We start from the raw sequence: 24,670 nt of genomic DNA, 5'->3' as shown, positions 1-24,670 counted from the left end.
GATGGCTGCCCAAAGGGATGGGTACTCCCCCCGGTGCTCCTGCACCAATCTCACCGCACGCTCACGCACCTCAGGCGAGAACTTGTTTGACTTCTTCATGGCTCAATCCTCTCAGAGAAAAGAGCCTCCTCAAAACCCGGGGCGATTCACCAGGTTGGCCTCTGGTGAAACAACCGACTCACCATCGCCTTGATCTCCGAGGACACTCTCCCCACTGGAGAGCGGGCCACCTTGGTCGCGCTCAGATTTCTCCCTTTGGGGATCAGCGCCGATGGCGCCCACGGGCATAGCGCTGAGCAGTCCTTCTATCGACAACAACTGTATAGGGCGCCCGACTGCATCACCGTGTCCCGGTACCACGCTGGTGCCGAGCGGGGTACCTGAAGGCTGCAGCCTACTTGATTCGAACCGCTGTACTGACACTATGTGGTCTACCAATACCCCAAGCGATTCACCTGCCGTGCAAACGACGAGCAACCTTGATTCAAGCGGTGCGTTGGGCAGTGGCGGTTCAAGCCCCAGGACGTGGTGGATGCGCACCACTGGCACCTTGCGCCGCCCCCAGGCAAGTACTCCATGCAGGCCATTCACCAGGGCAGGTAACTTTTGTATGGGAGGTGTCGTCATCAACGTGCCCACCGATTGAACCGGCAGGGCAAAACGTGATCCGCCCACCTCGAACACGACGTGGGCCTCTGTGAAAGTACGTGAAGCAGCGCTCGAGTTGCCCCTCTGTGGATTTTCCTGATCTGGGTTAGAAGCGGGGCCGAGTGCCTGATTGATAGCTGGCCGTTCTTGTACCCATACCTGAGTCAGCTTTAGAAGATGCTCAGTGTCCAGCAAGGGAACGGACGTAGAGAATCCCTGAACTTGCAACACGCTGTGGAATAGCTCGTCAGTGGAGTTGTCATGATGTATTCGAGTCAACCCCTCGGGCGCCACCTCAACGATGCCTACGGTGCGCTCAATGGCTATGCTTGTCATCATCCCCGACTTCTGCAGGATAAGTACCTGCGCGTTAGACCCCATAGGGTCCATCTGCCGCAGGCTACCCCAACAAGCGAGGTCTACTATTGGTACCACTAGGTCTCGGTGCTGGCACACCCCAAGCAGAGCGCGCTCCCGGCGCGGAAGATGGGCGGCTTTTCCATCGAGCGGAAAAGCCTGGCCGACCTCTTCAACGGCAACAGCTAAGGTAATGCCTGCCGTACAAACAAGTGCATACCGATTTGACTTGTGCTGCGGCAGCGGCAGTGATTTCGACATCGGCCTAGCCCACTCTCGTCGACCCATCTAACTCTGACAGCAATTGTGCAGCGCTATGCGTTGCCTGAGCCTGCTGAACGGAGGCCTTGTGGATATCTTTCATCGCTTCACACGAATTGCCTACTGCGCGCACGATTCGCGAAAAAACATCCTCGACTTGCTCGGAGATCCTGCTGCCCTCTTCTATGCGCAGAAGGGTCTCTGTCATCAACTGACTGATGCCCCTGGTTGCAGAGGAGGACTTTTCTGCCAACTTGCGAACTTCGTCTGCCACGACAGAGAAACCTAGCCCATGCTCAGCGGCACGGGCTGCTTCGATAGCAGCGTTAAAGGCCAGGAGATTGGTTTGGCTGGCAATTTCGCGGATGGTATCCACGATGTCATTGACACTGCGCGACGCATTTTGAATCTGCCTGGTAGCTTCTCGGGAGCGCTGTAGCAAAACCGTGCCACCAGAGGCTTCTTCCTGAGCCGATAGCGCGAGCGCTAGTGACTCTTGGGAGCTATTTGCGACACCGTCGGTCGTCCCCGAAAGTTGATTTAGCACAGAGGTTATCTCAGGCACTTTTTCTCGAATCATCTGTTCTCGTTGAACCTGTTCGGTCACGTCCATGGCGAACTTCACGATCTTGTACGGCTTACCCTCCGCATCCATGATGGCGTTGTAGGTGGCCTGTATCCAAATCTCAGCCCCATGTTTACCCAACCTCATGTAACGCCCGCTCTGAAACTCACCCAGCGACAGGGAGGCCCAGAAGTTGCGGTACTCGGCGGACTTCACTAGAGCGGCCGTGCAGAACATGCTGTGGTGCTTGCCTTGTATCTCTGGCAGCGTATAGCCCAAGGCGCGAAGGAAGTTGTGGTTGGCCTCAAGAACGTTGCCCTGCATGTCAAACTCAATGACGGCTTGAGAGCGCGAAAGTGCTTCGAGCTTTCCCTCAAATTCTGTATTTCGCACTTTTTCGGCTGTGATATCAGTGGCGAACTTGACCACGCTTTCAGGCCGCCCCTCAGCGTTCAAAACGGGGTTGTAGGACGCTTGTATCCAGACCTCTCTACCTTGTTTGTCCAGCCTTCTGTACTCTCCCACATGGAAATCACCCCTCTCCAATCGATCCCAGAATGCTATGTACTCGTGAGACTTGACGAAATCCGGAGCGCAGAAGATGCTGTGGTGCTGGCCCACGACTTCCTGCAGTGAGTAGCCAAAGGTGCGCAGAAAGTTGTCATTCGCATGCAGAACTCTCCCATCGAGAGAGAATTCAATGACCGCTTGGACGCGGTTTACGGCCGTATACAGCGCCTGAGCTCGTGCATCAGAACCCGAAGACGTGTAGTCAGAGTTACTGAGATGTTGAACAGTCATGGAAAGAGTCTCCGAGGGTGGATTGGGCATTGTTCCGGGGATTAATTGCTGGGAAACGCTCGCGCATCCAGCTTGAAAACCGCCACGGCCCCCACCAGGGCCTGGGCCTGGTGGCTCAGGCTGCTGGCGGCCGCGGCCATTTCTTCCACCAAAGCCGCGTTCTGCTGCGTGACCTGGTCCATCTGCGTCACAGCCTCGCCCACCTGCGATACGCCAGTGCTCTGCTCGCTGCTGGCGGCACTGATCTCGCCCATGATGTCGGTCACGCGGCGGATGGCACCCACCACCTCGGTCATGGTGGTGCCGGCCTTGATGTCGGCGATCTTCTTGCTGCTGTCGTTGATGCCTTTCATGGTGGTCACCACCTCGGCCACCACGTCGCCGCCCTGACCTGCCACAGTGGATGCGCTCATCGCCAGCTGGTTGTTCGAGTGGCCCATACCCAGAAGACCAATGCCTCCAACCAGCAAGACCAGGCAACACAGCACTCCAAGGAGAGCGACTAAGCGGGTGGAAATTTTCAGATTGCTCATCTTGCAGTCCTCGAATCGGAGCATGCCGTGATGCCAATGAAACGCTGCTCAACCCAATCTTGGGAGAGGAAGAGGGGCGAAATTGAGGGAGATTTCATGAGCTTGGGTAGGCGTGGCTTAAGTTGATAACGTCATTGTAATGATAAAAATGATTTTTTGATGGTTTTTTGGAAATTTTCATTTGTGTCATTTTTTTCGAAATTTCCAAGTGCCATCGAAAGCAAGGACTGGACTTCCAGTAGGCCGTGACGGTCCATGGTGGATCGACATGAGTACATGGTTGCGCTCAGAACCGGTGGTGTGGGGATGCTCCCGTAACAGCAAGAGCCTGACCGATCGGGGACCAGCGGGAAAAAAGCCTGTAGTCGTATATCTGGCATCTGTGGTGGACTCTGGGGTGGTCCGTGCCGACATGGAATCTGCGTCACCCCGTCGCCATACGTTGCAAGCGGCAGGCAAGCTGCCAAGAGTGTTATTGGCGTAGTGCGAGGGGGGGAACCGATTCGCCATGATGGTCGATCAACCCCGTGGCAGGTGATTAAGAAACTGCTGTTCTGGCGTGCTGACCAGTTGTACTGATTCAGTCGGGCATCGCAAGGCTCTGATGGCTCTCCTCATTGCTCAACGAAGCTGCTTCATCGAACGGTTTGTGATCGCGCAACGTCGCATAGCAAATGAGCGCTAACTTGTTGGCCTGCGCGCAGGTGGCCTTGTTGTGCTTGCTTCGCCTACGCGCATTCAAACGGCTATGGCCAAGTCGACAGCGACATCAGTGGCGTGCATGTCGGACTCCTTTCGTTTGAAGACCTAGTCCCTGCGCCAATGAAGACCAGTGCGCCAATTTCGTGCAAACAAACGGAGGAGTCGATCCCATCATTCGAGCCGCTAGGCGGCCACGCAAACGGGTTCCTTGGTACTAGGGGGCGAAGCCATTCAAGATGCGAGGCGTTCAACGACCGGTTTGGCGGCTGCTGTGATTCAAGCACTGGACTGTGAATGACTCAGATCAGCCTGGGTCAGGCCTTCAACTCTTCCAGAACCCTATGCTCGATGCGGCCCAGACGTTCGCCCATGCCGAGTTATTCGGTGCGGCTGCATGGTCACTTTGGTGACGCCGAACCGGGCCATCCCCATTGCCTGCGCCCCTTGCGGTCTCTAGGCTTGTGGGCACAAGGAGACTGTCTGCCCTATGCGTCCGCACCACAAGTTCTGGCCCCGCCGCCTGCCGCATGCCATCACCCTGCCCGCCACCTCGCTGTGGGACAACCTGGCCACCAACGCCCGGCGTTACCCGGACAAGCCCGCGCTGGTCTTCTTTGGCAGCACCGTGACCTATGCGCAACTGGCTGCCGGGGCCGAGCGGGTGGCGGCGCGGCTGGCCAGCCTGGGTGTGCAGCGCGGCGACCGGGTGGTGCTGTGCATGCAGAACTGCCCGCAGCTGGTGATGGCGCACTTTGGCATCCTGCGTGCTAATGCGGTGGTGGTGCCGGTCAACCCCATGAACCGGGCCGAGGAGCTGAAGCACTACATCACCGACCCCGACACCAAGGTGGCGATCACCACGGGCGACCTGGCCCCGGAGATGGCCAAGGCGAGCAATGCGCTGCACCCGTCCGAACGGCTGGCGCACCTGGTGGTGACGCAGTTCAGTGATGCGTTCGATGTCAATGTGACGGGCGCCGATGCGCCGCCCGAGGCCTGGGGGGAGTGGTTGGGCACACGGCACCCGCTGCCCGTGCTGGATGGCGGCGAGGCCCATGCGTGGGTGGATGCCATCGCCTGCACCGACACCCCTCCGGCGCTGGCGGTGGGCCCGCACGACCTGGCGCTGCTGCCCTACACCAGCGGCACCACGGGCCTGCCCAAGGGCTGCATGCACCTGCACAAAAGCGTTATGCACAACGCGGTGGCCAGCAGCCTGTGGGGCAATGGCTCGGCCGACAACGTGACGCTGGCCGTGGTGCCCATGTTCCACATCACCGGCATGGTGAGCGTGATGCACACGTCCATCTATTGCGGCGCCACGCTGGTCATCATGCCCCGCTGGGACCGCGACCTGGCCGGGCGCCTGATTTCGCGCTACCGGGTGACCACCTGGACCAACATCCCCACCATGGTCATCGACTTGCTGGGCAGCCCGAACTTTGCAAGCTATGACCTCTCCAGCCTGGCCTACATCGGCGGTGGTGGGGCGGCCATGCCCCAGGCGGTGGCGCAGCGCCTGCTGGAGCACTATGGCCTGCGCTATGCCGAAGGCTATGGCCTGACCGAGACGGCGGCCCCGTCGCACGCCAACCCGCCCGACAACCCCAAGCAGCAGTGCCTGGGCATCCCGTTCATGAGCACCGATGCGCGGGTGATCGACCCCGACACCATGCAGGAGGTGCCCATGGGCGAGCAGGGGGAGATCATCATCCATGGTCCCGAGGTGTTCGAGGGCTACTGGAAGCGGCCCGATGCCACGGCGTCGGCCTTCATCGAGTTCGAGGGCAAGCGGTTCTTCCGCTCGGGCGACCTGGGGCGCATGGATGAGGACGGCTATTTCTTCCTCACCGACCGGCTCAAGCGCATGATCAATGCGAGCGGCTTCAAGGTGTGGCCCGCCGAGGTGGAGGCGCTGATGTTCCGCCACCCCGCGATCCAGGAGGCCTGCATCATCGCGGCCAAGGACAGCTACCGGGGCGAGACGGTGAAGGCGGTGGTGGTGCTGCGCGCCAGCCACCAGGACACGACCGAGCAGCAAATCATCGACTGGTGCCGCGAGAACATGGCGGTGTACAAGGTGCCGCGCATCGTGCAGTTTGTGAGCGCGTTGCCCAAGAGTGGCAGCGGCAAGGTGATGTGGCGCACGCTGCAGGAGCAGGAAGCGGCGTAGCCGCTGGCAAGTTGGCGGGGCCCGCAGTCCCGTGGGTGATTGAAAGAGACGAAGGTGGGGCTGCCGGTGGTGCAGCCCTTTCTTTTTGGGGGCGGCAGCGTGGTGTCAGGACGCGGCCGACGCAATGGTCAGCTCGCCCAGGTCGCGCTCCAGCAGGGCCGGGTCGCCCAGTTGCAGCTCGATCAGGCGGCGCAGATGGGTCACGCTGTCCAGGTCGATGCCCCGGCACAGCAGGCCGGTGTGTAGCCCGTGCACATGGGCCACCTCGGTGGACATGGCGATGTGGTTGCCGGTTTCGGCCAGGGGGATGGTGATCTGGCAGAGCATGCCGGGCTCCAGCTCGGCCTGTGCGGGCACGGTGATCAGTGCGCCCTTGAGCGACAGGTCCAGCACATGCACGCTGAATGCATCGTGGGAGGTGGTGAGCAGGGCCGGTGCATCAAAGCTGACGCGGACAAAGTGGCGGCGTTCATGGGGCATTGCTGTCTCCTGTCTCCTGAGCGAGGCGTGGTGGGCACATGCTACTCCAACCCTCACCCGGTCAGATTGCCTTTGGAGCTTTTGGCAGGCTTTCGTTACCATGCGGCTTCCGCCATTGATGGATGGAGTCAGGCCGTGGGTCCAGGCGTTTACCAGTTCAATCGCCACGCTGCGGGCGTGCTGCGATGGGTTGTGGTGATCTCACTGCTGTGGGTAGGCGTCGGTGCGATCAGTGCGTCTGCGGCACCGCGTGAGCTGCGGGTGGGGGTGTATTCCAACGAGCCCAAGGTGTTTGTTGATGAGGACGGCAAGGCCTCGGGCATTTTTGTGGACCTGCTGCAGCTGGTGGCCGACCGCGAGCAGTGGACGCTGAAGTTTGTGCTCTGCAACTGGCAGGACTGCCTGGAGGCGTTGCGCGCCGGGCGGCTTGACCTGATGCCCGACGTGGCGCGTTCGCCCGAACGCGAGGCGCTGTACGACTTCCATGCCCTGCCGGTGCTGCACAGCTGGTCGCAGATCTACCGGGCGCAGGGCAGTGCGATCCACTCGCTGTTTGACCTGCAGGGCAAGCGGGTGGCGGTGCTCAAGGGCTCGGTGCAGCGCGCCACCTTCCTCAACATGATGGACAGTTTTGGCATCCAGGTGTCGCTGGTGGATGCTCCGAGCCTGATCGAAGCCTTTGCGCTGGTGCAGCGTGGCGAGGCCGATGCGGTGATTGCCAACCACCTGTTTGGCAACTTCCATTCGGTTCGCTATGGCGTGACGGACTCGGGCATCGTGTTCCAGCCCGCCACGCTGTTCTTTGCCACCACCCCCGGGCGCAACGCGGAGGTGCTGGCGGCCATCGACCGGTCGGTGCAGGACTGGCGCAGCGGCGCCGACCCGGCCTATGCCGAGGTGCTGCGCCGCTGGGGCGTGCAGGCGCAGGAAGGGGGCATGTCGCCCCTGGTGTGGTGGAGCCTGGGCGGGCTGCTGGTGTTTGGCCTGCTGGCGGCGCTGACTGCGCTGGTGCTGCGCCGTCAGGTGCAAGAGCGCACCCGCCACCTGCAGGACAGCGAGCAGAAGCTGGCCACCATCCTCGACAGCGTGGGCGCGTTCATTTACATCAAGGGCCGGGACTACCGCTACCAGTACGCCAACCACCACACGCTCAAGCTGTTTGGCAAGGCGGCCAGCGAGGTGGTGGGCCATGACGACACGGCCGTGTTCGATGCCGCCACGGCCGCGCAGCTGCGCGCCAACGACCGGCGCGTGCTGGAGGATGGCGAGACGCTGGAGGCCGAGGAGGTGAACACCCAGCTGGTCACGGGCGAGACGCGGGTCTACCTGTCCATCAAGATCCCGCTGCGCCACGCCGACGGCAGCGTCCATGCGCTGTGTGGCATCTCCACCGACATCACCGAGCGGCGCAAGGCCGAAGAGTCGCTGCAGATCGCCGCCACGGTGTTCGAGTCGTTCGAAGGCATGATCGTCACCGGGCCGGACCAGCGCATCCTCAAGGCCAACCAGGCTTATGCGCGCCTCACGGGTTATGCGGTGGAAGAGCTGGTGGGGCAGACGCCCCGGCTGCTGCACTCGGGCCGGCAGGACGCAGCCTTTTATGCCGCCATGAAAACCGCGCTGCGCACCACCGGCAGTTGGCAGGGCGAGGTGTGGAACCGGCGCAAGGATGGCACGGAGTACCCCGCCTGGATCACCATCACCACGGTGCGCTCGCCCGAAGGCGAGGTCACGCACTATGTGGGCACCCAGACCGACATCTCCAGCCGCAAGGCTGCCGAGGAAGAGATCCGCCTGCTGGCCTTCTACGACCCGCTCACCGGCCTGCCCAATCGGCGCCTGATGACCGACCGCCTGCAGCACAGCCTGGCGGCCAGCGCGCGGTCGGGTACGGGCGGGGCGCTGCTGTTTGTCGATCTGGACAACTTCAAGGACCTCAACGACACCCAGGGCCACGAGCTGGGCGACCAGTTGCTGCGCCAGGTGGCGGCCCGCCTGTCGGGCTGCGTGCGCATGGGCGACACGGTGGCCCGCCTGGGGGGCGACGAGTTCATCGTGCTGCTGGAGGGCCTGAGCCCCCATGCCGCCGAAGCCGCCGCCCAGGCCGAAACCGTGGGCCGCACGGTGCTGGCGGCGCTGAGCCAGAGCTACCTGCTGGGCGGGCTGTCGCACCACAGCGCGTGCAGCATCGGCATTGCGTTGTATGCCGACGCACGGGGCTCGGTGGACGAGCTGCTCAAGCATGGCGACATGGCGATGTACCAGGCCAAGGGCGCGGGGCGCAACACCCTGCGGTTTTTTGACCCGCGCACGCAGGCCGATGTGACGGCGCGCACGCTGCTGGAGGCCGGGCTGCGCGAGGGGCTGCGCGATGGCCATTTTTTGCTGCACTACCAGGCGCAGATCAACGCGCACCAGGGCGTGGTGGGCGCCGAGGCCCTGGTGCGCTGGCAGCATCCGCAGCGCGGCCTGGTGTCGCCCGCCGAGTTCATCCCCGTGGCCGAGGCCTCGGGCCTGATCGTGCCCCTGGGCACCTGGATCTTGCGCACCGCCTGCCAGCAGCTGGTGGCGTGGGGCCAGGACGAGCGCACCGCGCACTGGACGCTGGCCGTGAACGTGAGTGCGCGGCAGTTCCGCCACAGCCATTTTGTGGACGAGGTGCTGGGCGTGCTGGAGGAAACCGGCGCCAACCCCCGCCGCCTGAAGCTGGAGCTGACCGAAACCCTGCTGCTCGACGACGTGGAGGACACCATCGAGCGCATGGAGCAATTGCGCCGCCACGGCGTGGGTTTCTCGCTCGACGACTTTGGCACGGGCTATTCCAGTCTGAGCTACCTCAAGCGCCTGCCGCTGGACCAGCTCAAGATCGACCAGGGCTTTGTGCGCGACCTGCTCACCGATGCCGACGACGCCAGCATCGCCCGCACCATCGTCACGCTGGCGCACAGCATGGACCTGGGCGTGATTGCCGAAGGCGTGGAAACCTGCGAGCAGCGCGACATGCTGATCAGCCTGGGCTGCCTCACCTGGCAAGGCTACCTGTTCGGGCGCCCGGGCCCGGCGGAGGCCCTGCAGGCGGCCGCTGCCGCGCATGTGGTGGTGCCATGAAGGCTTGTGGTGGGCGTGGGTTGAAAACTCCTGTTTTGATAGCTGAAAACCATTGATGGATGCGCGGAGAGGGCTGTTTTTTTCAATAAACTGCTGCCTGGCTGGATGTGTCGCCATTGGCTGACATTCCGGCGGTCTTCCAAGGGGTAAGGTACGGCAGGCTGCGCGATCAGTGCGGCCACCCTGGCCCCGCACACCGGGTGGTTTGCGCGCAGTGCGTGCACCCGGCAGGGCCTGCCTTTCGGAGTTCCCCATGACCAATACAACCACCTCCACGAGATTCACCACCCTTTGCCACCGGGTGTGCGGCTCTGCTGCCGCGCTGCTGCTGGTGGCCGCAGGCGGGGCGCAGGCCCAGACCTACATCAACGCCACCGTGGGTGGCGAGCTGGCGCCGGGCGTGTACGGCCGCATCAACATCGGAAATGCGCCACCACCGCCCCTGATCTACGCCGAGCCCGTCATCATCCACCGCCCGGCCGTGGTGGTGCCCCGCGCACCGATCTACCTGTATGTGCCCCCGGGCCACGCCAAGAACTGGGGCAAACACTGCGCCCGCTACAACGCCTGCAACCAGCCCGTGTACTTTGTGCAGGAGCCCCCGCCACGCAAGGGCCCCAAGCACCACCATCACCCGGGGCGTGACGACCGCCGCTGGGACGACGACCACCGCCACGGCGGCGGCAAACATGACCGTGACCATGGTCGCGGCCATGGGCGGGGCGATGACCGGGGTGATCGCGGAGAGCGGGGCGAAGGCCGTGGCAAGGGCCATGGCCACAGGGACTGAGCGGCCTGAGCGGCCTGAGCCGCCTGGCGGATTGGTCTGAGCGGCTGCGCGCGGCGGGGGTACGGCGGGGCGGCGCTCGCTCCCGTCCTCTCCTTGCGCCATCGCAGATCGCGGGCTTGCGCCTGCGGTTAAGCTCGGGCCCCTATGGCCCAAGTCACCTTTTCCCCCCCGTTCACCACCCCTTCCGAAGTCGCCAGCCAGCTGCGCCAGGGCGGCTACGCCGTGTTATCCCCGGCGGCCGTGGCCGAGTGGATCGGTTGCGATCTGCCCGCGCTGATGGCCCTGAGCAGCGACTGGGCCGCGCTGCCACCCGATGAATTTCTGAAAGACGGTGGCCGCTACCGCCGCCGCCGCCATGCCTGTTTTGTGGTGCAGGGCGGGCAGGTGCAGCAGGCGCCCCACCGCGCGCACTGGCAGCCGGTGGAATACAACGCGCTGCATGGGGGCATGGAGCGCTGGTTTGCGCCCATGGAGCCCGCCACCGTGGCACGCCCGGTGTGGCAGCAGTTGCTGGCGGCGCTGGCGGGCGTGTCGGACGCCGTGTTTGCCGGGCCGGACGCACCCGCCCCCTGGTTTGTGGAGGCGCACCAGTTCCGCATCGACACCACCGACGGCATTGGCCGCCCCACGCCCGAGGGCGCGCACCGCGACGGCGTGGACCTGGTGGCGGTGTTCCTGGTGGGCCGCGAAGGTGTGAAGGGCGGCGAGACCCGCGTGTTCGAAGCCACCGGCCCCAGCGGCCAGCGCTTCACGCTCACCGAGCCCTGGTCGCTCTTGCTGCTGGACGATGCCCGCATGATCCACGAATCCACCCCCATCCAGCCCGTGGCTGCGGGCGGCCACCGCGACACACTGGTGGTGACCTGCCGGCGTGGCAACTTCCAGGGTGCAGATGTGGTGGGGCAGGGCCCGGCCGCCTGAAAACAGGTGCGAGTGCGCCCGATTTGATGCGAATCAAGATGCGGGGTATGGTGGCAGTTCACACTGTGTCCATGGTCAGGCCAAAGATCCTGAACAGGTTCTAAGCCTGGTCCCACCCTTCACTTAAGGAGTAGCACCATGTTCAAGCACATTCTGGTTCCCGTCGATGGCTCCAAGACCTCGATGCTGGCCGTTTCCAAGGCCGCAGCCCTGGCCAAAACCTTCGGCAGCGCGGTGACAGCGGTGTATGTGATCGACCCCTATCCCTTCACCGGCGTGGGCGCCGACTTTGCCTACGGGCAGGCGCAGTACATCAATGCCGCCATGTCCGAAGCCAATGCGGCCCTGGATGCCACCAAAAAAGCCATGGCCGAAGCGGGCGTGGAGGCCAACGCCCTGGTGGGCGAGGGCCATGCCGTGCATGACGGCATCCTGCGCGCACTCGAAGCCTCGGGCGCCGACCTCATCGTGATGGGATCGCACGGCCGCCGGGGCCTCGAAAAGCTGGTGCTGGGCAGCGTCACCCAGCGCGTGCTGGGCGTGGTGCACATCCCCGTGCTGGTCGTGCGCGACTGAGCGCCATCCCCCATGAAGAACGGCTCCGAAAGGAGCCGTTTTCATTTCAGTTTTCGATAACGCGGAACACTACCCGCAGCCCACTGCGCGTGGAACAGGCACGCCCCAAGGCGCCAGTGCACCCGTGGAACTGGCTCCGCCAGGCCACCGGGTGCGTCCCCCTTCAGGGGGAAGGCGCCGCAGGCGACTCAGGGGGTCACTCGATCTTCGCGCCAGAGGCTTCCACAATGCCCTTCCACTGCGTGTATTCCTTCTTCAGGAGGGCGCCCAACTGGGCCGATGTCATGGCTTCGGGCTCGGCGCCCTGGGCCTGGATGGCGGCCTTCATGTCGGCCGTGGCCAGCAGCTTGTTGACCTCGGCATTCAGCGTGGCCACCACGGGGGCAGGCGTGCCAGCGGGGGCAAACACGCCATACCAGGTGCTCACGTCAAAGTCCTTGAAGCCGGACTCGGCCACGGTGGGCACATCGGGCAGCGACGAGCTGCGCTTGGCCGATGTGACGGCCAGCGGGCGCAGCTTGCCCGCCTTGATCTGGCCCATGGCCGAGGGCAGCGAGGACACCAGCAGGTCCACATTGCCCGCCAGCGCGTCCATCAGCGCAGGGTTGGAGCCCTTGTAGGGGATGTGGCTGAGCTTGGCGCCCGCCGCCTGCTCGAACAGGTGGCCTGCCAGGTGGATGGAGGTGCCGTTGCCGGGCGAGCCATAGGTGATGGTTCCAGGCGCAGCCTTGGCGGCGGCCACCACGTCGGCCAGGGTCTTGTACTTGGAGTTGATGCTGGTGGCGATGACCACGGGCGTCCACGCCACATGGGCCACGGGCGTGAGATCCTTGGTCGGGTCCCAGGGCAGGTTCTTGTACAGCCAGGGGCCGATCACCAGGTTGTCCTTCTGGCCCATCACGATGTCGTAGCCGGTGGGTGCGGCCTTCACGGCTTCGCCGATGCCGATGGTGCCGCCTGCGCCGGCTTTGTTGTCGGCCACCACGGTCCATTTGGCGCCTTCGGTGAGCTTGGTGGCCACCAGGCGCGAGAGGATGTCGGTGCCGCCGCCGGGCGGGAAGGGCACGATCAGGCGGATGGGCTTGGTGGGATAGGCCGCAGCCGGTGCGGGCGCCTGGGCGTGGGCCGTGGTGCCCATCGCGAAGGCCAGGGCGGTGAAGGAAAGCAGGGTGCGAATCATGGTGAGCAAAGTCTCCGTCGTTGTGTGGGATGCGCAGGCAGCGGGTGGGGCCATGCAGCATGGCGGCAGCCAGGCTCAGGGCCAGCGGGCGCCAATGATCGCTGATCACCGGCGGCGCCCGCCTTGCCAATGGCGGGTGGCAGCATCGCCGCTGGCGATGGCAACCACCGCCACGCTCAATAAATCACAGGCGCTCGAAGATCGCCGCAATGCCCTGGCCGCCGCCAATGCACATGGTTACCAGCGCATAGCGGCCCTGCACGCGCTGCAGCTCGTGGATGGCCTTCACGGTGATCAGCGCGCCCGTGGCGCCGATGGGGTGGCCCAGCGAGATGCCCGAGCCGTTGGGGTTGACCTTGGCCGGGTCCAGGCCCAGGTCCTTGGTGACGGCGCAGGCCTGCGCGGCAAAGGCTTCGTTGGCCTCGATCACGTCCAGGTCGGCCACGGTGAGCCCGGCCTTCTTCAGCGCCAGCTGCGTGGCGGGCACGGGGCCAATGCCCATGTACTTGGGGTCCACACCCGCGTGGGCGTAGGCCACCAGGCGCGCCAGGGGCTTGGCGCCACGGGCCTTGGCGGCAGCGGCGTCCATCAGCACCACGGCAGCGGCCGCGTCGTTGATGCCTGAGGCGTTGCCCGCCGTCACCGTGCCGTTTTCCTTCACGAACACGGGCTTGAGCTTGGCGAAGTCATCGAGCGTGGCGCCGGGGCGGAAGTGCTCGTCGGTGGCGTATTGCACATCGCCCTTCTTGGACTTGAGCGTGACCGGCACGATCTGGTCCTTGAAGTAACCCGCAGCAGTGGCGCGTTCGGCGCGGTTGTGGCTTTCCACGGCCAGCTTGTCCTGGTCTTCGCGGCTGATGCCCCACTTGGCGGCGATGTTCTCGGCCGTCACGCCCATGTGGATGGTGTGGAAGGGGTCGTGCAGCGCGCCGATCATCATGTCCACCATCTTGGTGTCGCCCATGCGGGCGCCCCAGCGCATGTTCAGGCTCGCAAAGGGCGCGCGGCTCATGACCTCGGCACCTGCGCCGATGGTCACGTCGGCATCGCCCAGCTGGATGGCCTGCGCAGCCGACACGATGGCCTGCAGACCCGAGCCGCACAGGCGGTTCACGTTGAACGCGGGCGTGCCTTCGGCGCAGCCGCCGTTGATGGCCGCCACGCGCGACAGGTACATGTCCTTGGGCTCGGTGTTGACCACATGGCCGAACACCACATGGCCCACGTCCTTGCCTTCCACGCTGGCGCGCGCCAGCGATTCCTTGACGACCAGCGCACCCAGGTCGGTGGGGGCGATGTCCTTGAGGCTGCCACCAAAGGTGCCAATGGCGGTGCGCACAGCGCTGACGACGACGACTTCACGGGTCATGGGGAGGTCCTTGTTGAAAAAATATGAATAAAAATGGCCGCTTCCGCGCGTCCATCATGCATTGGTAGCTATAAAAACAGGAGTAATAGGCTCACGCCTCGCGCACATCGGCCACGGGGTTGGTGCCGAAGTCTGCGCGCTCCAGCCAGGCGAGCACGCGGGTGGCGGCGTCGGCAGGCGATGTGAGCTGGCCACCCGTCTTGAGGTTGGCGAAATTCTGGCGATCGGGGAAGGCGGCTGGGTCGGCGCCGCGCAGCTGGACCTGCATGTCGGTGTCGATCACACCGGGCGCCAGCGAGCATACCTTGGCGCCATGGGGCTTGAGGGCCTCGTCCAGCGCCACGCAGCGCGTGAAATGGTCCATGCCCGCCTTGGCCGCGCAGTAGGCGGCTTGTGACGCCATGGCCCGGCGGCCCAGGCCCGAGGAGATGTTGAGCACCTTGCGCGGCACCGTCCAGGCGTCCGTCGCGCCCAGGAAGGCGGCGGTGAGCTGCATGGGCGCCTCCAGCCCCACACGCAGCGCATGGGCCAGGTCGGCCAGATCCTGCGGGTTGGCGCTGGCCGACAGCGGCGCAATGCGCGGGATCACGCCCGCGTTGTTGATGAGGGTGGCGCTGGCAAACGCCTGCGGGCCCTGGGCCTGCAGCCAGGCCTGCAGCTGGTGCGCGGCCTGCTCGCCTTGCGACAGGTCTTGCTGCCACTGCTCCAGCGTGGCGCCTGCGGCCTTGGCCTCGGCGGCCAGATCGGGGTTGGTGCTGCGGGCGATGCAGATCAGCGTGTTGCCGCTTTTGAGCAGCTGCTGGGCCATGGCCAGACCCATGCCGCGCGAGGCGCCGGTGAGGAGATAGAGGTGGTTATGAGGCATCCCGCCATGTTACTGCGCAGTACGCATGTCCACGTGCTGTTGTGGGCCCGCAGGCGACTCCAGTGCCGCCAGCAGCAGTGACAGCCGCGCGTCCAGCGCCGCCAGGTCGGCCGCCTTGAGCGGCGCGAGGATGCGGTGCTCATTGGCCACATGGGCTTCCACCGCACGGTCGATCAGTGCCAGGCCCGCCGGGGTGAGCTGCACCAGCGAGCTGCGCGCATCGGCGGGATTGGGCAGGCGCTCGATCCAGCCGCTGGCTTCGAGCTTGCCCATGCGGTGCGTCATGGTGCCTGAGGTGACCATGAGCGTGGAGAACAGCGTGGTCGGCGCCAGGCAGTAGGGCGCGCCCGAGCGGCGCAGCGTGGCCAGCATGTCGAACTCCCAGAAGCTCAGGCCGAACTCGGCAAAGGTTTCATCCAGCCGGCGCTCCAGCAGCGCGGTGCAGCGCTTGATGCGGCCAATCGGCCCCATGGGGCTCACGTCGAGGTCGGGGCGTTCGCGGTGCCATTGGTCGAGGATGGCGTCCACGGCGTCGGGGGGGCGTTGGGTGGCCATGGTGGAAGCAGGGGTTGCGGATGATTTATCTTGATTTCAAGATTGTATGGTAGAGTTTTTTATCTTGAATTGAAGATAAAAATTGCATGCAAAACGCCCGCAATACCCCCTGGATGGACGCGCTGACCACCGCCGTGGGCCCGGTGATCTGGGGCTCCACCTACATCGTCACCACCGAGCTGCTGCCGCCCGACCGGCCCTTCACCGCCGCACTGCTGCGCACGCTGCCTGCGGGCCTGTTGCTGGTGCTGTGGTGCCGCCGCTGGCCCGCCTGGGGCGACTGGGCCGGGTGGTGGCGCCTGCTGGTGCTGGCGGCGCTGAACATCGGCGTCTTCCAGGCGCTGCTGTTTGTGGCGGCCTACCGGCTGCCGGGCGGCGTGGCGGCCGTGGTGGGCGCCATCGGGCCGCTGGTGGTGATGGGGCTGGCCTGGGCGCTGGACCACCGCCGCCCCCCGGCCGTGGCACTGGCCGCAGGGGCGCTGGGCGTGCTCGGCATGGCCGCGCTGCTGTTGTCGCCGGGCGCGCGCTGGGACATGGTGGGCGTGGCCGCCGCGCTGGTGGGCACGCTGTGCATGGCGGCGGGCACCTTCTGGTCGCGCCGCTGGCGGTCGGACCTGCCGGTGCTGGCCTTCACCGGCTGGCAGTTGCTGGCAGGCGGCATCATGCTGGCGCCCGTGGCCTGGGTGGTGGACCCGCCGCTGCCCGTGCTCACCGCCACGCATGTGGCGGGTTACCTGTACCTGAGCCTGGTGGGCGCGTTGCTGTCGTATGCGCTGTGGTTCCGGGGGGTGGCGCGGCTGCCTTCGGTGGCCGTGTCGTCCTTGCTGCTGCTCAGCCCCGTCACGGCCGTGGTGCTGGGCTGGGCGCTGCTGGGGCAGGCCATGCGCGGCCTGTCGCTGGTGGGCATGCTGGTGGTGCTGGCCAGCGTGCTGGCGGTGCAGTGGGCGATGTCGCGGCCGACCACACCAGCGGCAAGTTGATGCTTCTGAATTGATAGCTGCTTGCGCTTTATGGGCGCGCGGTAGCAGCCTATTTCATTCAAATTCTGCGGCCCACTCCAGCGCCAGCCAGGCGCCAGTGCCAGGGTGGGTGAATGCCAGGTGGCTGGCATGCAGCAGCAGGCGCGGGGCCTGCGCCTGGGTGGCCGCGTCGGCATACAGCGCGTCGCCCAGGATGGGGTGGCCGATGGCCGCCAGGTGCACGCGCAACTGGTGGGTGCGGCCGGTGACGGGCTCCAGCTCGACATGGGTGGTCCCGGCCACCGGGTCCTGGGCCCGCGGGCGCCAGCGGGTGAGGCTGGGCTTGCCCAGGGCGGGGTCGATGACGCGCAGCGGGCGCCGCTCCCAGTCGGCGGCGATGGGCAGGTCGATCTCCTGCCACGTTTGCTCTGCCGGGCCCAGCAGCCCCTGCACCACCGCCTGGTAGCGCTTGTGCACCTGGCGCTCGGCAAACGCGTGGCTCAGGCGGCGCTGTGCGTCGATGTGGCGCGCCATGAGCACCAGGCCCGAGGTCGCCTGGTCCAGCCGGTGCACGATGAGGGCGCCGGGCCAGCGCTCTTGCGCGCGGGCGCTCAGGCAGTCTTGCTTGTCGGGGCCCCGGCCGGGCACACACAGCAAGCCTGCGGGTTTTTGCAGCACGAGCAGGTCGGCGTCTTCGTACACCGCCTGCACGCCGCCTGCCAGGGGCTCATTCCAATTCAAAATCATCCGTGTCGTTGTTGCTTCGCCTTGTCGTGCTACCGCACTGCCTGCGGCTTCGCGCCTAGACACGAATGATTTGGAAATGGAATCAGGCAACGCCATCGCCTGCTGCGTTGTCTGCGATCAGCCGTTGCACCGTGGCGCACAGTTCTTCCACGTCGTTGGGCTTGTGGATCAGCGCCTGCGCGCCTTCGGCCAGCGCGGCTTGCTCGATTTCGGCCGTGACGTAACCGGAGGCCAGGGCCACGGGCAGGCCGGGGCGGATGAGGCGCGCCTCGCGCACCAGGTCCACGCCGCAGAAGCCGGGCATGTTGTAGTCGGTCACCAGCAGGTCGTAGCGCTGGGGCGCTGCGCGCAGCGCGGCCGTGGCCTCGTGGGGGTCGGTGAAGCCACTCACCTCGTAGCCCCGGCGGCGCAAGAGGCGCTGCACCAGAAAGACCAGGGCCTGGTCGTCGTCCACGTACATCACATGGGGCTTCTGGCGCGGTGTGGGGGCGGCTGCTTCGGTGGCTGGCAGCGTTGCGGGCGCAGCCGGTGCTACCGGGGCGGGCGTTGGTGCGGCGGGGGCCTGGCCGGTGGCGACTGGAAAGTACAGCGTGAACCGGCTGCCCTGGCCGGGCGTGCTTTGCACGTCCACCCCGCCTTCGTGCGTGCGCATCACGCCATGCACCACGGCCAGGCCCAGGCCCGTGCCCTGGCCCACGGGCTTGGTGGTGAAGAAGGGCTCGAAGATGCGCTCCAGCGTGGCGGCATCCATGCCGGGGCCGCTGTCGCGCACCGTCAGGGCCACATAGTCGATGGGCGCCAGGCCCAGCCGTTCGGAGAGGCGCTGGTCGGGCTGCACCGTGGCGGCTTCGACATGGATGCTGCCGCGCTCTCCGCCCTGGCCCTGGATGGCGTGGACGGCATTGGTGCACAGGTTGAGCAGGGCCTGCTCGACCTGGGTGGCGTCAGCCAGCACGGGGGGCAGGCCTGCCTGCAACTGCATGTGCAGCTCGATGGCGGGGGGCAGGGTCACGCGCAGCAGGCGCTCGGTGTCGTGCGCCACCTCGGCCAGCGACACGGCCGAGCGCTGCGGGGGCTCGTTGCGGCTGAAGGTGAGGATCTGGCGCACCAGGTCGCGTGCGCGGCGGCCAGCCTTGTCGATCTCCAGCAGGCTCTCCAGTACGGGCGAACCTGCGGTGCAGTCCGCCTTGGCGAGTTCGACGTTGCCCAGGATCGCGCCCAGGATGTTGTTGAAGTCGTGCGCAATGCCCCCGGCCATGGTGCCCACGGCCTGCATCTTGTGCGACTCGCGCAGCTGGGCTTCCAGCTCATTGCGGTGCGCCTCGGCCTTCTTGCGGCCGGTCAGGTCGCGCGCAAACACGGTGGTGGTCTCGCCCCCGCCCACGCTTTCTGCATGGCGCTCGAACGACACGCTCACCTCCACGGCCAGCTCCTTGCCGCTCGCGGTCAATGCCGTCATCTCGCCCAGCAGCGCCTGCGTGGTGAGCTGCGCAAACGCCAGGGCCTGGGCCGCGTCGGGCAAGAAGCGGTCGAGCGTGCTGCCCAGCGCGTCGCTGGCAGCGCACTGGAACAGCGCTGCCGCCGTGGGGTTGAACACGGTGATGCGCTGGTGCTGGTCCACGCAGATGATGGCGTCCAGCGCCGAGTTGATGACGGCTTCGAGCCGCTTTTCACTGGCGTGCAGCTGTTCGTTGCGCTGCTGCAGCGTGACTGCGCTGTGCTGCAGCGCCTGGCGCTCGGCCAGCAGCGGGCCCTGGTCGATCACCGCGCACAAATACTGCGACAGCGGCGCGCCGCTGGTCTGGGGCGCCTCGATGTGCGCGATGTGCAGATCGCCCGTGATGCGGCTGGTGGCGTTGATGAGGAACACCACCTCCTTGGCTTCGCTGTGCCCCAGGTCCTGCGCCTGGGCAAAGACCTCGCGCACGCGGGCGGCGTCCTGCGGGCACACAAAGGGCATCAGGGCGGTCAGCGGCCGGTCGCGTTCGGTGGGCTGGAAGGAGCGGTGCGCCATCGAGTTGGCCTGCACCACCATGTCGTGTTCGTCCACCACCATGAGGGCCAGGGGCACGCTGGCAAACAGGGTCTCGAAGCGTTCGTAGGCGCTCTCGGCCACCGTCTGGCTGTAGCGCAGCACCTTGTTCTGGTTTTCCAGCTCGGCCTGGTAGGCGCGCAGCTCGGCCACCAGGCCTTCGGCCGGGGCGGTGGGGGGCAGCGGGTGCTTTTCGGCCGGGGTGGGCCGCCGACCTGAAGGGTCCAGGAAGGACAGATCGGGTTCAGTCATGGGGCGGGCGCGGCCAGGGAATGGAGCGGGAAATTGGGCAGGAAGTGCGGCAGGAAGTGCGGCAGGAAGTGGGGCGGGGAGGGCGGGTGCACACCGCGCCATGCTGTGGGCCAGAACGCATGGCTGCGAGTGTACGCCCGCAGGCTGCGGGCGCTGGGTGTCTGCGGGTTGCCGGGCGGAATGGGGGGCGGAATAGGGGGCGAAATGGGGGCGAAATGGGGGCGATTGTTGACCGATTGCGAACAATCCTTTTCCGCAGCGGGGCTTACTCAAAGAAAGCCGGGTCTCTACAGTTCAACCATCCGCTTTTTCTTTGCCCAACCCCTTTTGCCGATTTCAGGAAACCTTGCCATGAACCCCGTTGACACCACCGCCGCCCAACCCCTGCTGAACAAGCTGCAATGGCGCTATGCCGCCAAGAAGATGAACCCCGCCAAGAAGGTGCCGCAGGAGAAGGTCGAGCGCATCCTGGAGGCCGCCCGCCTGGCCCCCACCTCCAGCGGCCTGCAGCCCTTCGAGATCATCGTGGTGACCGACCCCGCAGTGCGCGCCAAGATCCAGCCCATCGCCTGGAACCAGGCCCAGATCACCGACGGCTCGCACCTGCTGGTGTTTGCTGCGTGGGACAACTACACGGCCGACCGCATCAACATGATGTTCGACCTGACGAATGAGCAGCGCGGTTTCAAGAACGAAGGCTGGGAAAACTACCGCCAGATGTTGCTGGGCATGTACCCCCAGCGCGATGCGGAGGTGAACTTCCAGCACGCCGCACGCCAGGCCTACATCGGCATGAGCGCTGCGCTGATCGCTGCGGCGTTTGAAGAAGTGGATTCCACCCCCATGGAAGGCTTCGACCCCAATGCGCTGGACGAAATCCTGGACCTGCGCGCCCGTGGCCTGCGCAGCGTGGCGATCCTGCCCCTGGGCTACCGCGCCGATGAAGGCGACTGGCTGGTGAACCTCAAGAAGGTGCGCCGCCCCCGCGAGCAGTTCGTGACCGAAGTCTGAGTCGTTCGATTTCAGTCAAAAAAAGGCCGGGCAGTTGCCCGGCCTTTTTTGTGCGCGCAGGGTTTCAGCGCGTGGCGGGCGCCGTATCGGTGACGCGGCGCATGGGGGTCAGCACCCAGGCCAGCGCAGCCAACACCACCAGCGTGCCACCGCTGGCCGCAAACAGCTGGGGCAGCGTGATGCTTTTCATCACCCAGCCCGTCACCGCCGCAGAGATGGGCGCCAGGCCCATGAAGATGAACATGAACAGGCTCATCGCCCGGCCCAGCAGCGCCGGGGGCACGCGCTGCTGGATCCAGGTGAACACGCTCACCTGCATGAAACCGCCCAACAGGCCAATCACCAGCATCAGCAGCGCCCCTTGCCACACGGCGGTGATCAGGCCCATGGGCACGAACAGTGCACCGATGACCGCGTCGAACGCCAGGATGGTCATGCCCAGGCTGCCGATGCGCAGCCGCGGCAGCATGCCCGACACCACCATGCCCAGCAGCGTGCCCGCCCCATGGGCGCCCACGATGATGCCGAACGCGGCGGCGCCCAGTGCAGGCGTGCTGCTGGCCAGCACAGGGATCGCAATGTGGATGGGCCCCATGATGAACAGGGCAATCGCGCTCCAGTAGAGAAAACAGGTGCGCAGCTCGCCATCGCGCCAGAAATGCGCCAGGCCCTGGGCCACCGACGCCAGCACGGCCTGCGGCGCTGCTGCGGGGGCTGCGCTGCCTGCGTGGGTTTGCACCTTGGCCAGCGTCCAGGCCGACACCGCAAAGCTCAGCGCATCGAGCGCAAACGCAATGCCGATGCCCGTGGCATTGGCGCGCGCGCCGCCCTCGCTACTGGCGGGGGCAGCCGAGGCATCACCAAACAGCGCGATCAACAAGCCCGCCAGCAGCGGCCCAAGGAACATCGTGAGCTGGCGCAGGCCCAGGTTCACGCCGTTGGCCGCCTGCAGCTGGTGGCGTGCCACCACGTTTGGCATCATGGCCGTACCCGCCGGGATGCTGAAGGCCGTGGCCAGCCCGATGCCCAGGGACAGCGCGTACACCATCCACAGTGCCAGGCTGCCGGCCAGCACCAGCCCTGCGAGCACGGCCAGCAGCACGAGGTTGACGTACTTGGTGACCATCAGCACCTGCTTGGGCGAATGCCGGTCCACCAGCGCGCCGCCGATCAGGATGAACAGCGCGCGCGGCACGCTGACCAGGGCCAGCACGGTGCCCAGCACCAGGGTGTCGCCGGTCATCTGCAGCACCAGCCAGGGCAGCGCAATCAGCGTGAACTGGTCGCCCAGCATGGACAGGAAGGCGCCGCTGGTGAGCCAGCGGAAGTTGTGGTCCTTGAACAGCGCGGCGCGCGGGTCGGCAGGCGGGCCCGCAGGGGCCGTGGACGCGGAAGGGGGTGGGGTATCAGGTCGCATGGGCAGTCTCTCCAGAAAGTGGGCGGGTGTGGCGGTGGCCGTTGAGCAACTGGCTCACGGCGGTGAAGCGCACACCCAGGTGGTAGGTGGCCAGGCACAGGGCGGTGGTGGCCAGCACATTGATCAGCATCTTGGCCAGCACAGGAATCGGCAGGCCGTGCAGCAGGGCGCCCCACCCGATGGTCATGGGCAGGTGCACCAGGTACACCCAGTACGAGCTGTCGGCCAGATAGGCCAGCCAGGCGCGGGCCTGCGCCACATGCCGCAGAAAGAATCCGATCAGGGCCAGGCTCCACAGCCAGGAGGCGCAGTTGTAGGCCAGCGCCATCCAGAACTGCAGGTGCCGCGTGGCCGACACGGGCGCGGCCAGGATGTCGGCGAAGGCCCCGGTGACCAGCACCAGCGCGAAGGCCGATGCCTCGGGCTGCGCCAGCACCTCCGACAGCACGGCCGTGATCAGAAAGCAGGCCAGCCCCAGGCCTGCCAGCACAGGCCAGTGCTTTTCGTAGCGCGCCATCAATGCCTTCTGCTGCGCATACAGGCACAGCCCGAAGCCGTAGAACAGCCCGTTGTGCAGCCATTCCGCCAGCGGCGGCAGGAAGGAGCCGTTGGGTGTGACGACGCCATGGTCATAGCCGGCGCCAATCCAGGCCAGGGGCAGCGTGAGCACGACGATGCCCGGCGGCGTGCCGCCCAGCCAGGCGACGATGCGCCCCAGGGCGTGCTGCAGGCTGGAAGGCAGCGCGCGCACGGCGGCCCAGAGCAGGGGCGTCAGCATGGCCAGCCACAGCAGCATCCACAGAAACCACAGGTGCATGGTGTTCGGGCCCGTTGTCACGGTGGTGCTCTGGGGCATCAGGCTGCGGTCCAGCCCCCAGGTGCCGTGGGCCATGCGATGCAGGAACGCCAGGCCCAGCAGGGCGCTCGCCGCAAACAGAGGAGGCCAGAACACCACGAACGGCAAGCCCAGGCGGCGCAGCCGGTGGCGCACCATGCCAGCCAGCCCCCGGCGGTGCACCAGCAGCGACACAAAAAACCCGGCCAGTATGAAAAACACCGGCATGCGGAACGCATGGATCACGGCGACCAGCAGATCGGCCACCGGGGTGGCCTGGTCGTCGTGCCAGGGCAGGGGGGACGGGCGGCTCATGTAAATCACCGCGACATGCAGCACGATGCCCAGCCACATCATGGCGGCGCGCAGATTGTCCAGCGCATGGAGCCGCAGGCCTGGGGCGGCGGGCTTGGGGGAAGGTGTCGATCCATTCATAGGGACCGACTGTGCAGCCTCACGTCACGTGAGGGTCAAGCATTTTCAGAATTCTTTTGAAGGAAGTTCGGGCCGAGGGGCGTGGGCCGCTGCAGGGGCCGCGCAGGCCAGCGCCGCATGCAGGTAGGCCCGCACCGGGGCGCTCAAGGGCGATCCGGCCTGCAGCAGGGGCTCGTTGGCCGATGCCGCGAGCAGCTTCTGGCGCAGCCCGGGGCGCTGGCCGGTCAGTTGGTCGAACAGTGCATTCCAGCGCAGCGCAGCCGTGATGGCATCCGGGTGGTGCGAGGGAAGCCGAAGGGCCAGAAGCTGCTGCACATCGGCCTCCAGCGCGGCCCAGTGGGTATGGGGCACATGGCCCAGCGCGCGCAGGTCGTCGCGGGTGAGGTACTTTTCCAGCAGCGCCATGCGCAGCTTGATGGCGGCTTCGACGTACTCGATCATCTCGCCCGGCGGCGCATGGTTGCGGCCTTGCGTGCTGGGCTCGGTGCGGAACATGTGGCCCCAGCGCTCCAGCAGGTCCAGGTCGCCGCCCATCCAGTGCAGCATGAGCGCCATCCAGCGGTAGGCCAGTGCCTGGACTTCGGGGGCGTCGGGTGGCAGTTGCCGGTCCATGGCGTCGCGCACCAGGTCCTTGACCACCAGCCAGTCTGCCTCGATGAGGCTCCAGTTCGTGAAGATCTGCTTGAGTTCGGCTGAGCTGAAATACTTGCCGTAGGTCGTCATCAGCGCGAGCGCCTCCAGCCAGTTGCCCATGTTGGGCTCGGCGCCCGCCATGAGGCCGTCGCGCAGCATGGTCAGGCGGGCGCGCAGCTCACTGGCCTGCGCAATCTGCTGGTCCAGCGCGCGGATCTGCTGGCCAATGATGCGTTCGGGTGCTACGCCGTCACCCGCCAGCAGGGTGCCGATGTCGCTGAGCGCCAGGCCCATCTGGCGCATGGTCTGGATGCCGTGCAGCCGCTGCACGTCGGCCTGGCTGTAGAGCCGGTAACCCGCCTCCGAGCGGCCCGAGGGGGTGAGCAGGCCGATCTCGTCGTAATGGTGCAGAGTGCGCACCGTAAGGCCGGTGCGCCGCGCGAGGTCACCGACCTTCAGCAACAT

Annotated in this window: 19 protein-coding genes and 1 pseudogene; 7 read left to right on the top strand and 13 right to left on the bottom strand. The window is 65.8% G+C overall.

Features of this window, described 5'->3' with window-relative positions; all coding sequences use genetic code 11:
- Positions 1 to 129: 129 nt before the first annotated feature.
- The 3 genes and pseudogenes from A1D30_RS24975 to A1D30_RS21625 form a co-directional block, all read right to left on the bottom strand.
- Positions 130 to 1,266 (bottom strand): chemotaxis protein CheW, encoded by a 1,137-nt coding sequence (locus A1D30_RS24975; RefSeq protein WP_199866026.1) that lies wholly within the window; start codon positions 1,264 to 1,266, stop codon positions 130 to 132.
- A gap of 4 nt (positions 1,267 to 1,270) precedes the next feature.
- Complete coding sequence (locus tag A1D30_RS21630) at positions 1,271 to 2,632, bottom strand: PAS domain-containing methyl-accepting chemotaxis protein (protein ID WP_063462792.1); 1,362 nt, start codon at positions 2,630 to 2,632, stop codon at positions 1,271 to 1,273.
- Between the two features lie 65 nt (positions 2,633 to 2,697).
- Positions 2,698 to 3,057: pseudogene (locus tag A1D30_RS21625) on the bottom strand (methyl-accepting chemotaxis protein); the annotation flags it as partial.
- Positions 3,058 to 4,354: 1,297 nt separating this feature from the next.
- Between A1D30_RS21625 and A1D30_RS21620 the strand changes: the two are divergent.
- Positions 4,355 to 6,040: a long-chain fatty acid--CoA ligase gene (locus A1D30_RS21620; RefSeq protein ID WP_063462790.1), complete on the top strand. Its 1,686-nt coding sequence runs from the start codon at positions 4,355 to 4,357 to the stop codon at positions 6,038 to 6,040.
- Between the two features lie 105 nt (positions 6,041 to 6,145).
- Here the strand turns inward: A1D30_RS21620 and A1D30_RS21615 are convergent, their stop codons facing one another.
- Positions 6,146 to 6,520, bottom strand: a complete 375-nt coding sequence (locus tag A1D30_RS21615; RefSeq protein WP_063462789.1) for a PilZ domain-containing protein — start codon at positions 6,518 to 6,520, stop codon at positions 6,146 to 6,148.
- Positions 6,521 to 6,655: 135 nt separating this feature from the next.
- On the opposite strand from A1D30_RS21615, the gene A1D30_RS21610 reads away from it, so the two are divergent.
- The 4 genes from A1D30_RS21610 to A1D30_RS21595 all read left to right on the top strand — a co-directional run bounded on the left by A1D30_RS21610 (position 6,656) and on the right by A1D30_RS21595 (position 11,915).
- On the top strand, positions 6,656 to 9,628 hold the full coding sequence (locus A1D30_RS21610; protein WP_242421985.1) for an EAL domain-containing protein: 2,973 nt from the start codon (positions 6,656 to 6,658) through the stop codon (positions 9,626 to 9,628).
- A 253-nt stretch (positions 9,629 to 9,881) separates the two neighbouring features.
- Entirely contained in the window at positions 9,882 to 10,418 is a 537-nt protein-coding gene (locus A1D30_RS21605; protein WP_063462787.1) for a hypothetical protein, read from the top strand.
- Between the two features lie 144 nt (positions 10,419 to 10,562).
- Entirely contained in the window at positions 10,563 to 11,339 is a 777-nt protein-coding gene (locus A1D30_RS21600) for a 2OG-Fe dioxygenase family protein (RefSeq protein ID WP_063462786.1), read from the top strand.
- A gap of 138 nt (positions 11,340 to 11,477) precedes the next feature.
- Complete coding sequence (locus A1D30_RS21595) at positions 11,478 to 11,915, top strand: universal stress protein (RefSeq protein ID WP_063462785.1); 438 nt, start codon at positions 11,478 to 11,480, stop codon at positions 11,913 to 11,915.
- A 196-nt stretch (positions 11,916 to 12,111) separates the two neighbouring features.
- On the opposite strand, the gene A1D30_RS21590 is transcribed toward A1D30_RS21595, so the two are convergent.
- From A1D30_RS21590 to A1D30_RS21575, 4 genes are all read right to left on the bottom strand, one after another.
- A complete protein-coding gene (locus A1D30_RS21590) occupies positions 12,112 to 13,095 on the bottom strand; it encodes a tripartite tricarboxylate transporter substrate binding protein (RefSeq protein WP_063462784.1) in 984 nt (327 codons plus the stop codon).
- A gap of 184 nt (positions 13,096 to 13,279) precedes the next feature.
- Positions 13,280 to 14,464: a beta-ketothiolase BktB gene (gene bktB / locus A1D30_RS21585; RefSeq protein ID WP_063462783.1), complete on the bottom strand. Its 1,185-nt coding sequence runs from the start codon at positions 14,462 to 14,464 to the stop codon at positions 13,280 to 13,282.
- Positions 14,465 to 14,555: 91 nt separating this feature from the next.
- A complete protein-coding gene (locus A1D30_RS21580; protein WP_063462782.1) occupies positions 14,556 to 15,329 on the bottom strand; it encodes an SDR family NAD(P)-dependent oxidoreductase in 774 nt (257 codons plus the stop codon).
- A gap of 9 nt (positions 15,330 to 15,338) precedes the next feature.
- The gene (locus A1D30_RS21575; protein WP_063462781.1) at positions 15,339 to 15,884 is read right to left on the bottom strand and encodes a MarR family transcriptional regulator; all 546 of its coding nucleotides are present in this window, start codon (positions 15,882 to 15,884) and stop codon (positions 15,339 to 15,341) included.
- Between the two features lie 86 nt (positions 15,885 to 15,970).
- On the opposite strand from A1D30_RS21575, the gene A1D30_RS21570 reads away from it, so the two are divergent.
- On the top strand, positions 15,971 to 16,864 hold the full coding sequence (locus A1D30_RS21570) for an EamA family transporter (RefSeq protein WP_063462780.1): 894 nt from the start codon (positions 15,971 to 15,973) through the stop codon (positions 16,862 to 16,864).
- A gap of 54 nt (positions 16,865 to 16,918) precedes the next feature.
- On the opposite strand, the gene A1D30_RS21565 is transcribed toward A1D30_RS21570, so the two are convergent.
- Together A1D30_RS21565 and A1D30_RS21560 are read right to left on the bottom strand one after the other, a co-directional pair.
- The gene (locus A1D30_RS21565; RefSeq protein WP_063462779.1) at positions 16,919 to 17,590 is read right to left on the bottom strand and encodes an RluA family pseudouridine synthase; all 672 of its coding nucleotides are present in this window, start codon (positions 17,588 to 17,590) and stop codon (positions 16,919 to 16,921) included.
- A gap of 82 nt (positions 17,591 to 17,672) precedes the next feature.
- A complete protein-coding gene (locus tag A1D30_RS21560) occupies positions 17,673 to 19,874 on the bottom strand; it encodes a PAS domain-containing sensor histidine kinase (protein ID WP_063462778.1) in 2,202 nt (733 codons plus the stop codon).
- 351 nt (positions 19,875 to 20,225) lie between these two features.
- Between A1D30_RS21560 and A1D30_RS21555 the strand changes: the two genes are divergently transcribed.
- On the top strand, positions 20,226 to 20,885 hold the full coding sequence (locus tag A1D30_RS21555) for an NAD(P)H-dependent oxidoreductase (RefSeq protein WP_063462777.1): 660 nt from the start codon (positions 20,226 to 20,228) through the stop codon (positions 20,883 to 20,885).
- Between the two features lie 64 nt (positions 20,886 to 20,949).
- Here A1D30_RS21555 and A1D30_RS21550 read toward each other — a convergent pair whose 3' ends face one another.
- Genes A1D30_RS21550 through A1D30_RS21540 form a run of 3 tightly spaced genes read right to left on the bottom strand, consistent with a single transcriptional unit; the run spans position 20,950 to position 24,670 of the window.
- Positions 20,950 to 22,302, bottom strand: coding sequence for an MFS transporter (locus tag A1D30_RS21550; RefSeq protein ID WP_242421979.1), 1,353 nt, complete (start codon positions 22,300 to 22,302; stop codon positions 20,950 to 20,952).
- Positions 22,292 to 23,572 carry an acyltransferase family protein gene (locus tag A1D30_RS21545; RefSeq protein ID WP_063462776.1) on the bottom strand — a complete coding sequence of 427 codons (1,281 nt, stop codon included), beginning with the start codon at positions 23,570 to 23,572 and terminating at the stop codon, positions 22,292 to 22,294. Before A1D30_RS21545 ends, A1D30_RS21550 begins: the two co-directional genes overlap by 11 nt.
- 45 nt (positions 23,573 to 23,617) lie before the next feature.
- A complete protein-coding gene (locus A1D30_RS21540) occupies positions 23,618 to 24,670 on the bottom strand; it encodes a MerR family transcriptional regulator (protein WP_063462775.1) in 1,053 nt (350 codons plus the stop codon).

Source organism: Acidovorax sp. GW101-3H11 (assembly GCF_001633105.1).
Taxonomy (GTDB): domain Bacteria; phylum Pseudomonadota; class Gammaproteobacteria; order Burkholderiales; family Burkholderiaceae_C; genus Acidovorax.
The sequence above is the reverse complement of the archived record's forward strand: the minus strand, read 5'-3'. Positions and strand labels throughout refer to the sequence as shown.

Excerpts from the sequence above, each read along its gene's own strand:
- A1D30_RS24975 (WP_199866026.1), bottom strand. The coding sequence starts at position 1,266 with ATGTCGAAATCACTGCCGCTGCCGCAGCACAAGTCAAATCGGTATGCA.
- A1D30_RS21575 (WP_063462781.1), bottom strand. The coding sequence starts at position 15,884 with ATGGCCACCCAACGCCCCCCCGACGCCGTGGACGCCATCCTCGACCAA.
- A1D30_RS21560 (WP_063462778.1), bottom strand. The coding sequence starts at position 19,874 with ATGACTGAACCCGATCTGTCCTTCCTGGACCCTTCAGGTCGGCGGCCC.
- A1D30_RS21565 (WP_063462779.1), bottom strand. The coding sequence starts at position 17,590 with ATGATTTTGAATTGGAATGAGCCCCTGGCAGGCGGCGTGCAGGCGGTG.
- A1D30_RS21545 (WP_063462776.1), bottom strand. The coding sequence starts at position 23,572 with ATGAATGGATCGACACCTTCCCCCAAGCCCGCCGCCCCAGGCCTGCGG.
- bktB (WP_063462783.1), bottom strand. The coding sequence starts at position 14,464 with ATGACCCGTGAAGTCGTCGTCGTCAGCGCTGTGCGCACCGCCATTGGC.
- A1D30_RS21570 (WP_063462780.1), top strand. The coding sequence starts at position 15,971 with ATGCAAAACGCCCGCAATACCCCCTGGATGGACGCGCTGACCACCGCC.
- A1D30_RS21630 (WP_063462792.1), bottom strand. The coding sequence starts at position 2,632 with ATGACTGTTCAACATCTCAGTAACTCTGACTACACGTCTTCGGGTTCT.
- A1D30_RS21595 (WP_063462785.1), top strand. The coding sequence starts at position 11,478 with ATGTTCAAGCACATTCTGGTTCCCGTCGATGGCTCCAAGACCTCGATG.
- A1D30_RS21615 (WP_063462789.1), bottom strand. The coding sequence starts at position 6,520 with ATGCCCCATGAACGCCGCCACTTTGTCCGCGTCAGCTTTGATGCACCG.
- A1D30_RS21605 (WP_063462787.1), top strand. The coding sequence starts at position 9,882 with ATGACCAATACAACCACCTCCACGAGATTCACCACCCTTTGCCACCGG.
- A1D30_RS21550 (WP_242421979.1), bottom strand. The coding sequence starts at position 22,302 with ATGCGACCTGATACCCCACCCCCTTCCGCGTCCACGGCCCCTGCGGGC.
- A1D30_RS21555 (WP_063462777.1), top strand. The coding sequence starts at position 20,226 with ATGAACCCCGTTGACACCACCGCCGCCCAACCCCTGCTGAACAAGCTG.
- A1D30_RS21580 (WP_063462782.1), bottom strand. The coding sequence starts at position 15,329 with ATGCCTCATAACCACCTCTATCTCCTCACCGGCGCCTCGCGCGGCATG.
- A1D30_RS21600 (WP_063462786.1), top strand. The coding sequence starts at position 10,563 with ATGGCCCAAGTCACCTTTTCCCCCCCGTTCACCACCCCTTCCGAAGTC.
- A1D30_RS21590 (WP_063462784.1), bottom strand. The coding sequence starts at position 13,095 with ATGATTCGCACCCTGCTTTCCTTCACCGCCCTGGCCTTCGCGATGGGC.
- A1D30_RS21540 (WP_063462775.1), bottom strand. The coding sequence starts at position 24,670 with ATGTTGCTGAAGGTCGGTGACCTCGCGCGGCGCACCGGCCTTACGGTG.
- A1D30_RS21620 (WP_063462790.1), top strand. The coding sequence starts at position 4,355 with ATGCGTCCGCACCACAAGTTCTGGCCCCGCCGCCTGCCGCATGCCATC.